The organism is Maribacter sp. (assembly GCF_049667165.1).
Taxonomy (GTDB): domain Bacteria; phylum Bacteroidota; class Bacteroidia; order Flavobacteriales; family Flavobacteriaceae; genus Maribacter_A.
In genome coordinates, this window is sequence record NZ_JBATHS010000305.1 from 1 (window position 1) to 2,945 (window position 2,945).

Annotated in this window: 2 protein-coding genes; both read left to right on the forward strand. The window is 42.2% G+C overall.

The window, feature by feature from the left end; all coding sequences use genetic code 11:
• Positions 1-1,111: sulfate adenylyltransferase subunit 1 (locus tag WBM98_RS14350; RefSeq protein ID WP_424366712.1), on the forward strand; the 1,111-nt coding region annotated here is incomplete at its 5' end.
• A 122-nt stretch (positions 1,112-1,233) separates the two neighbouring features.
• Positions 1,234-2,945, forward strand: a 1,712-nt coding sequence (locus tag WBM98_RS14355; protein WP_424366713.1) for a nitrite/sulfite reductase, incomplete at its 3' end; no start/stop codon positions are given.

Sequence of the window (2,945 nt, forward strand, 5' to 3'; positions counted from 1 at the left end):
ATATGATTATCTTGATTTTTCATTGGCCACTGACGGACTGGTCGCTGAACGAGAGCAGGGCATTACCATCGATGTGGCACATATCTATTTTTCAACACCTAAAAAGAGCTATATCATTGCAGATACGCCAGGCCATGTGGAATATACTAGGAATATGGTCACAGGGGCTTCCACTTCCCAGGCGGCGATTGTTTTGATTGATGCAAGAAAGGGAGTGATCGAACAGACCAATCGCCACTTTTTCATCAATAACCTACTCAGGATAAAGAATGTTATCGTCGCCATAAACAAAATGGATTTGGTTGACTATTCTGAAGAAACCTATAAGGCCATCAAAGCTGATTTTGAAGCATTGATGAAGAAGCGTGATTATCAAGAACAACATATTACCTTCATACCTGTTAGCGCCCTTAAGGGCGATAATGTGGTTCATAAAACGAAAAAAATGCCCTGGTACACGGGGCAAACGTTGTTGGATCATTTGGAAAAATTGGATAGGAAGGATATATTTAATGCCGGCACGCCGAGATTTCCCGTACAATATGTTATTCGACCCAAGACCGATGAATTTCATGATTACAGGGGGTTTGCAGGCAAGGTCTATGGGGGCGAATTAAGTGTTGGGGATGAGGTGGTAGCCTTACCATCCCAAACCAAGACAAGAATCAAGGACATTTATTTTTACGATAAAAAATACCAAACAGCATCAAGACGCTCATCGGTAACCATTACTTTGGAAGATGAGATAAATGTAAGTCGAGGTGATATGCTGGTTAAGGTGGGTGATTTGCCCAGGGTAGATAAACAATTCACTGCGACCATTTCTTGGATGGACTCCAAACAGATGAGCGCAGGCAGCAAATACATTATACAACATGGTGTAAATAAGGTATTGGCCAAAGTAGATAGCATCCACCATAAGATAAATCCGGATTATTCGGGCATCGAAGAGGAGGTTGATTCCCTTATAATCAATGATATAGCCACCGTTTCCTTTAAATTGAACAAGCCTATCTTCTTTGATGCATTTAAAAAGCACCGCACAAACGGTTCGTTTATTTTAATAGATACACAATCGAACAATACCGTAGGCGCAGGATTTATCAATTGATTTTCAAGAGGTATTCAAACAAAATCTTATTGATATTTCGGGCATAATTATCTATTAAAACGATAGGTAAAATAGAGTATTTATTTTGGGTAAAGTTAACAAGTATTATCAACAACAAACATATGCGAAGTTTTAGAACAGAAATAGAAAATCCAATTGTAGAAAAGGATATCATCGAATTAGAGGCCAAGATTCGCCAGTTCAAGGAGGGCAACTTAGATGAGGAAAAATTCCGAAGCCTTCGTTTGGCTCGTGGCGTTTATGGGCAGCGCCAATTCGGTGTACAAATGATTCGCATTAAATTGCCTTATGGTAAGGTCTCTGCAAATCAACTGCTGAGAATTTGTGATGTTTCGGATGAATATTCTACGGGGCGATTGCACATAACCACACGCCAGGATATTCAGATACACTATGTCGATCTGGATAGGACCCCTGAACTGTGGGCCCAATTGGAAAAGGATGAGGTTACTTTGCGCGAGGCTTGTGGCAATACGGTTCGGAATGTTACCGCTAGTGAAACGGCAGGGATCGATGTTGATGAACCTTTTGATGTCTCCCCATATGCACATGCACTTTTTCAGTATTTTTTGCGGAACCCCATAAGTCAGGAAATGGGTAGAAAGTTCAAAGTTTCCTTTTCGTCCAGTGATGCCGATACCGGATTGTCCTATATGCACGATCTTGGTTTTATTGCCAAATTGGAAAATGGGATTAGGGGTTTCAAAGTAATGCTCGGGGGTGGTTTAGGATCACAACCGCGACATGCCGATGTGTTGTTCCCTTTTCTGCCTTCGGATAGAATAATTCCGATGATGGATGGTGTCATACGGGTTTTTGACCGGTATGGGGAACGAAAAAGTAGGGCCAGGGCAAGGTTGAAATTTTTATTGAAAGACCTCGGTTTGGATGGATTCAAAAAATTGTTGGAAGAAGAACAGAAAGCCGTTCCTATTGCGAGCTTTCCCATTGACGTTGCCAGCTATCCGAAACCAAATATATCGAATGCCGCCATACCTGAAGTGGATATTGTGGACCAAAAGGCCTTTGAAGCCTGGAAAGCGACCAGCGTGGTGCCTCAAAAACAAGAAGGTTTTGTAGCCATTGGCATCAAAGTATTGTTGGGCGATTTCTATACCGATAAAGCGCGATTATTGGCGGAATTGGTCGAAAAATATGCGGCTGGGGAAATACGTTTGTCCCTACGCCAGAATATATTGATCCCTTTTGTACGTCAAGAATTGGTGCCCTTCTTTTATACGGAGCTTTTGAAAATGGGTTTTGCCCATTCAGGGTATAACAAGGCCGTCGACATTACGTCATGTCCTGGAACAGACACGTGTAATCTTGGTATAGCAAGTAGTACCGGTATTGCCAAGGAATTGGAAAGGGTAATCAAAGCGGAATACCCGCAATATATAAACAACCCGGATGTACTCATTAAAATAAGCGGTTGCATGAATGCTTGCGGACAGCATAATATGGCCAACATAGGTTTCCAGGGCATGTCGATTAAAACCACGAATAAATTGGTAGCTCCAGCGCTACAGGTTTTATTGGGAGGCGGAAATTTAGGAAATGGCAATGGGAAATTTGCCGATAAAGTGGTAAAGATACCCAGTAAAAGGGGACCTGAGGCTTTACGGTTGATATTGGATGATTTTGAAAGCAACGGCAACGGGTCTTCTTATGTGTCTTATTATGAAGAAAAGGGAGAACCCTATTTTTATGACCTGCTAAAGCCTTTGGCCGCTGTGGATAATCTAGCCCCTGAAGATTTTATCGACTGGGGATCCGAGGAGCAGTACCAGAAGGCGATAGGTATTGGGGAGTG